Here is a 6,288-nt window from a genome sequence, read left to right as displayed (position 1 = left end):
AGGGTCGGTGCGCTTGCCAAGGCAGTGCGGCTCTATCTTCGCCCATTGGGCGTCCGTCAGAAGATTCCTATCCATCCAGAGCTTGAATCACATAAAGCCCCTTTTGTGAATCCCCACAGACCCTAATCCTTAACAGGTCGGCCTTGTCCCGTTGGAGTGGGCGGAGGGCGGCCGCGTGTTGGCGGGGAACTGGTGGGGTTATGGCGTGCGCAACATCGTGGGCTGGCACGTCTGCACCTCGGCGCAGGCGGAGTTCGTGCTCACTGTCGTGCAGCAGGCTTCCACGCAGCTTTGGAAACCAAAACCATGGCGCCGTACCGCTCGTGCGGCACGCCCGAGCACAAGGAGGTGGGCGCTGGCGATTGAAACGCTTGAAAGCACGGCGCCGTTCACAATCCGGTGTCCCATTTGTTCTGACGGCGGGCGCGGGTTATGGGATGACGGGATCAGGCTCCCGTGGATGCGTAACGCTCCACCGCCAGCCCGGCGACAGCAATATCCTGGACCGCCGTTCCGGAACTGTCGAAGATCGTGACAGCATCGGGAACAACCGGCTTCACCCGTCCCAGCAGGACAGCGCCAAGCGTGGTCACATTATTGGCGCCGATCAGGCCGGCACGCGCCGCCGCTGCGAATTCACCGATCGTCAATGACTGGGTCACGATATCAGCCACCAAAACACCCGAAGCCACCAGGTCTGTGTCTAATTCCTGCTTGCCGGGGCCATCGGCACCCATCGCGGAAATATGAGTGCCGGGCCGTACCCATCGGGCCTTCACCAACGCTTCGCGCGCGGCGGTCGCGGTCACCAGGATATCGGCTGCCCGCACAGTGTATTCCAGGCTGGCCGCTGCGGCGTCGATCCCCAGATCCGATTTGACTCGTCCTGCAAAGGTGGTTGCCCGGGCGAGGTCGCGATTCCAGACCACGACCCGGGTGATGGGACGGACCTGACAGATGGCTATCAGATCGAACCAGGCCTGATGACCGGCCCCGACGATGCCCAGCGTCGCCGCATCGGCACGCGCCAGATGCTTGACCGCCACCGCATCGGCAGCGGCGGTCCGGATTGCGGTCAAACCGCTGGCGCTGACCAGCGCCCGTGGAAAGCCTGTGGCCATGTCCAGCAGCAATGTGGTCGATCCATGGCTTCGCAGGCCGGCAGTTCGGTTGGCGGGCCAGTAGGTGCCAAGCTTCAATCCGACCAGTTCGCGATCGCCGATCACGCCGCTTTTGATCGCGAAGAAGCGGTCGGCGGCACCGCCATGGCCGGTCACCACCGGGAACAGTTCCGCCTGGCCCTGCTCCAACGCGATGAAAGCCTGTTCGACAGCGGTGATGGCATCCGCCATTCCCACCGCTTTCATCGCCGTTTCCTCATCAATGATCAGCATGTCATGGCCTCCGCCAGCAGACCGGGATCGAGATTGCCGCCGCTGAGGATGGCCACATCCCCGTCCCTTGCGCCGGCCGCCAGGGCCGCAGCGACCGCCACGGCGCCGCTGGGTTCGGCGACCAGTTTGGCTTGCGTCGCGATCAGCCGGATCGTGCGCAGGATCTGGGCCTCATCGATGGTGACGATGCTGTCGACATGGTCGCGGATCAGGGGCCAGTTCAGGTTGCCCAGTTGCTGCACCCGCAACCCGTCAGCCAATGTCCGGCCCGTCCGGTCGCCGGGCCAGGAAACGATTGAACCCAACCTCTTGCTTTCCTGCGCGTCAGCGGCCAGTTCCGGCTCAACGCCGATCACCTGTATGGCCGGGTTGCGGTGCTTCAGCGCGCGGGCCAGACCGGAGGCCAGACCGCCGCCGCCCACCGCGACAAATACCCGGCGAACGTCCGGCCGTTCGGCCCATATCTCATCCCCGATTGTGCCCGTGGCGGCGATCACCGCTTCGCTGTCATAGGGTTCGACCAGGGTCAAGCCGGCCGCAGCCGCGATTTCATGGGCCCGCGCTGCGCGTTCGGCGCTGGCGGCGGCTACGGTGACCACTTCCGCGCCCCAGTGCCGGATGCCGTCCCGCTTGGCCAGCGGCGCGTCGTCGGGCATCACGATCACGGCCCGCACACCCAGCCGGGCAGCGGCATAGGCCACGGCCTGGCCGTGATTGCCGCTGGAATGGGTCACGACCCCGGCCGCGCGCTGGGTGGCGGACAGGCTCAGGATGGTGTTGAAGGCACCGCGGATCTTGAACGATCCCGTCGGCTGCAGGCTTTCCGCCTTCAGGCCCAGCCCGCCACGCAGGGGCAGGATCGGCGTGTGGCGGACATGGCCCGTGATGCGCGCCGCCGCCGCTTCGACATCTTCCAGCATCACGACCTCCGCAGTGCGCGATAGAACATCAGGGCGGAGAGCAGGCCGGCCGGCGCCGCCACCGATGTGATGGACCAGCCGATGGCCAGCGGATCGCCATAGACATAGTCGGTAAAGACGGCCGTGAGGCTGGTGCCCAGGCTCATCCCCACCAGGATGTTGCCGAACGACACCAGGGAGGTGCCGACGCCGCGCATCGGGTTGGTGATGGTTTCCTGGATCATGGTCACCCCGATGGTCGCGGCGATCGACGACATCACGGCCCAAAGCGCATAGAGCGCGATGGCGGTGAGGCCGTTGCCGGCCAGCGCCACGGCCGAGCCGCCGATCATCAGCAGGGCGAAGATCGAGGCCGCCAGCAGCCGGGCACGTGACCCGCCGCGACGATAGAGATGATCGCTGAGCATGCCGCCAAACAACGAGCCGATGACGCCCATGGCCAGCGAAACCCCGCCCAGGATCGCCCCGATCTCGCCGGGCGTATAGTCGAAGCGGCGCGACAGCAGCGACGGTGTCCAGTTATGCAGGGCGCAATCCCCCACCGATGCCATCGCCACCGCAACATAGAGCGGAACAAGGATATGCCGGCGTTCCACGAAGCCGGCGACCACATCCTTCAACGGCGCCCGATCCCCCGTATCACCGCCGCCCTGGCGAACCGGTTCGCGCACCGTCAGCAGCAGAGCGATCACCAGCAGGCTGGGCACGGCCAGCAGGATCAGCACCGTCCGCCACGGGGCCAGATCGGCAAAGCCGGGGAGTGCCGCGAACAGGCCGCCATTGGCCGCCTGCAATAACCCGCCCCCCGCCGCGATCGACAGGCTGCCGCCCACCGACATGCCGGTCATGAATACGCCGATGGCCGTGCCCCGGCGATGGGGCGGGAAATAGTCGCCCATCATGGAGACGGCGGCCGGCGCCAGTGCCGCCTCCCCGATGCCCACCAGCATGCGGGCGATGAACAGCTCCTCAAACGACCGCGCGAAGCCGCAGGCCACCGTGGCCAGGCTCCAGACGGTCACGGCGGCAACCATCACCCGGCGCCGGGGCAGGATGTCGGCGAAGCGGCCCAGCGGCAGGCCGGCCATTGCATAGACGAAGGTGAAGGCCACACCTTGCAGCAGGCTGACCTGGGTGTCGGTGATGTGCAGGTCGGCGCGGATGGGATCAACCAGCAGGTTCAGAATGAAGCGGTCGGTGTAATAGACGATGGCGGTGATGAACAGGACGACCATCACCCACCAGGCACGGGCGGGCGACGGCCAGCCATCGCCCCCCTGCCCCATGGTTACGGCGCTCATTGCCACACCCGCAGCGGCAGGGTGACGCCACTGGCGCTGTCGCCACCGCGCAGGATGGTGAAGGCGTCCGGCTTGCCCTCCGAATAGCGGCGGAAGGTGCCGGCATCGACGCCGGCAATCGCGATGCGGATCGCATGACCACGGCGGATGCGGGCCGCGACCGGAAACATTGGGATGCTGATCTCGAACGTCTCACCCGGCACCACCGGCAACGCGTCGGCGCGTTTATGGCTATGGGCGGGACCGTCGGTCGGATAGGGCAGATCGCCCGGCGCCGCCGGCTTGCGGCTTATGGCGCGCAACTGGCCCTCGGTCAGATAGGTGACACGCCCGTCAGGGGCGACATCCTCCAGATAAATGAAGAGGGCCGGGTCGGCGGTCTCCGCCTTCATGGTCAGGGTGACACTGGCCCGCCCGGCCAGTTCCATATCCTGATCAAACGGTGCGCTGGTATAGGTCAGCAGCTTGGCGTCGGCGGCCTGGCGGTCGCCATAGGCGGCGGCAGTGCCCATCTGCGTGCTCCAGCGCGTAGCGGGACCCGCGCTGGCGGTGAAATCGACGGCGTAGCGATCCGACCCCGCACGGCCCGCGCTGGCGGCCAGCAAATATCCCTCGGCAAGGCGGAACTGCCGCATGCTGATGCCCTTGGGCGGCCAGACCAGGGTTTCCCGAAACTCACCGGTGCCCAGCACATAATAGCGGATGGAACGGCCGATGGGCTGGCCGGCGCGGACCTTGGCCGCGAAATCCATCATCGCCGCGACCTGTGCCTCACCCGCCGGGTTGGGCGGATTTTCGCCTGACAGGAACGGGTCGGTCAGTTGCCCGCCGCCATGGTCGTTGGCGGTGATGATCACCTGGGCCGGTACCTCCGGTGCGGCATTATAACGGGCGAGTGCGCCGTCGGCCGTGCCGGCATCCATCCAACTGCCCCAATATTGCACCGGCACACGCTGCTTGCGGATCGCGGCCAGATGGGTGGCGGGGCTGAATTGCGCCAGGGCATAGCCGTTAGCCGCCCTGTCATCGATGAAGGCCACGTCCGCATAGGTGGCGGACGTCCAGCGCTTGCGGCCGGCGATGGCCCTGCGGACCAGGGCGAAATCGGTATCATCATCGACCGGCTGCAGCCGGGGGAACAGCTTGGGGCAATCGGCGACACGCAGCCCGCAATCCAGCCCCAGCGACGGATCGACCGAGCGGCCCAGGTCGCGGCGCAGCGTATCCGCACCCCAGCCTTCCAGCATCGCGTCGTTCCAGATGCCGCCCGGCACCATCAGGCCGCGATAGACGTCGAAATCGGCCTGACGGATGATGGCACCGGTCAGCCCGGCCGGCGATCCGGTGGCCAGGTCGGCGGTGTCCGCCATGTAGGACAGGCCGGCGGCGATGATCTGGCCGTTGGACCAGGACCGAGCCTTCAGATGGCCGATGATCTCGTCCATATCGGCGATCTCATCCGGGCCCAGTTCCACGTCGCGCGGGCCGAACGATGCGGTCGACCCGCGCGTGTCGATCACCGCCACCACATAGCCGGCCTGCCGGTACAGGGCGTAATGGCCGCCTTCGTTGAAATTATAGATGCCGGTGCGGCCATACCGGGTCTGGATCAGCAGCACCGGTGCGGGCGCCATCGGTAGCTTGCCGCCCGGATACCAGAGGCTGACCGCCACCCGCACGCCATCGCGCATGGCCAGGTAATAGGAGGTGTCGGGCCGCGCCACCTGCGGCGCGGTTGCGGCAGGCGGTGTCGCCACCGGGGTCCCGGCCGTCGCCATCGCAGCGCACCCGGCCCCCCATAATGCCGCCAGCGCAATGCCGCAGCCAAACCAGCGTCTCGTCACCCCCGCCGACATCCCCATTCCTCCCGGTCCTCGCCAAAATATGATACTGATGTCAGGTTTATGATATGGTGTCAATCGCCTCAAATCCACGCGACGACACCCGGCGGCAAACGGCCCTCCCCTCCCAACAATCATTTGACAAAGGGTATCGGCACATCGATTTATGAAGGCGATGTCAGGTTTATAAAAAGGGACGGACATGCGGGTCTTCACGGCAGCGCTCTGGAACGAGACCAATATATTCGCGCCCTTCCCCGTCGATCTGGGCAGCTTTGCGCAGGGCGGCCTGTTCGGGCCCGGCGCGCGGCCCGACAGCCATGTCGACGGCGTCGCCCTGTGTCAGGAGGCCCGCCGTCGCGCGCGGTGCGGCGCGTTCGACCTGATCGAGGGGACCTGCGCCTATGCCGACCCCAGCGGTCTGATCGTGCGTGCCGCCTATGAAACCCTGCGCGACCGCATCCTGGGGGAGCTTGCGGATGCGATGCCGGTGCAGATCGTGGCCCTGTCGCTGCACGGCGCCATGCATGCCGACGGCTATGATGATTGCGAGGGCGACCTGCTGGCCCGCGTGCGCGCGCTTGTGGGATCGGATGTCGTGGTGGGCGCCACCATCGATCCGCATGCCAACCTGTCGGCCCGCATGGTCGGTGCCGCCGACATCATCGTCGCCTTCAAGGAATATCCGCACAGCGACAGCGATGCCCGCGCCGTGGAGACGCTGGACCTGCTGATCGCCACGGCGGAGGGGCGCATCCGGCCCGTGATGCGGGCCTGGGACAGCGGCACCCTGGGTGTGTTCCACACCTCCCACCCACCGGTGCGGCGCTTC

Annotated in this window: 5 protein-coding genes; 1 reads left to right on the top strand and 4 read right to left on the bottom strand. The window is 66.6% G+C overall.

Annotation, left to right across the window (positions count from 1 at the left end; all coding sequences use genetic code 11):
• Positions 1 to 446 precede the first annotated feature (446 nt).
• The 4 genes from KBA48_RS31815 to KBA48_RS31800 are packed head-to-tail and all read right to left on the bottom strand — an operon-like array spanning position 447 to position 5,393.
• Positions 447 to 1,394 (bottom strand): ornithine cyclodeaminase family protein, encoded by a 948-nt coding sequence (locus KBA48_RS31815; RefSeq protein WP_292912692.1) that lies wholly within the window; start codon positions 1,392 to 1,394, stop codon positions 447 to 449.
• Positions 1,388 to 2,314 carry a threonine/serine dehydratase gene (locus KBA48_RS31810; protein ID WP_292912691.1) on the bottom strand — a complete coding sequence of 309 codons (927 nt, stop codon included), beginning with the start codon at positions 2,312 to 2,314 and terminating at the stop codon, positions 1,388 to 1,390. The genes KBA48_RS31815 and KBA48_RS31810 overlap by 7 nt, the downstream gene beginning before the upstream one ends.
• On the bottom strand, positions 2,314 to 3,615 hold the full coding sequence (locus KBA48_RS31805; RefSeq protein ID WP_292912690.1) for an MFS transporter: 1,302 nt from the start codon (positions 3,613 to 3,615) through the stop codon (positions 2,314 to 2,316). The genes KBA48_RS31810 and KBA48_RS31805 overlap by 1 nt, the downstream gene beginning before the upstream one ends.
• Complete coding sequence (locus KBA48_RS31800; protein WP_292912689.1) at positions 3,612 to 5,393, bottom strand: CocE/NonD family hydrolase; 1,782 nt, start codon at positions 5,391 to 5,393, stop codon at positions 3,612 to 3,614. The genes KBA48_RS31805 and KBA48_RS31800 overlap by 4 nt, the downstream gene beginning before the upstream one ends.
• A gap of 265 nt (positions 5,394 to 5,658) precedes the next feature.
• Between KBA48_RS31800 and KBA48_RS31795 the strand changes: the two genes are divergently transcribed.
• A partial coding sequence (locus KBA48_RS31795) for a M81 family metallopeptidase (protein ID WP_292912688.1) occupies positions 5,659 to 6,288 on the top strand: 630 nt, incomplete at its 3' end.

It is taken from the genome of Niveispirillum sp., from assembly GCF_017996735.1.
In the GTDB taxonomy this organism is placed as follows: domain Bacteria; phylum Pseudomonadota; class Alphaproteobacteria; order Azospirillales; family Azospirillaceae; genus Niveispirillum.
Note: the sequence above shows the minus strand (reverse complement) of the source record. Positions and strands in the feature narration are given on the sequence as shown.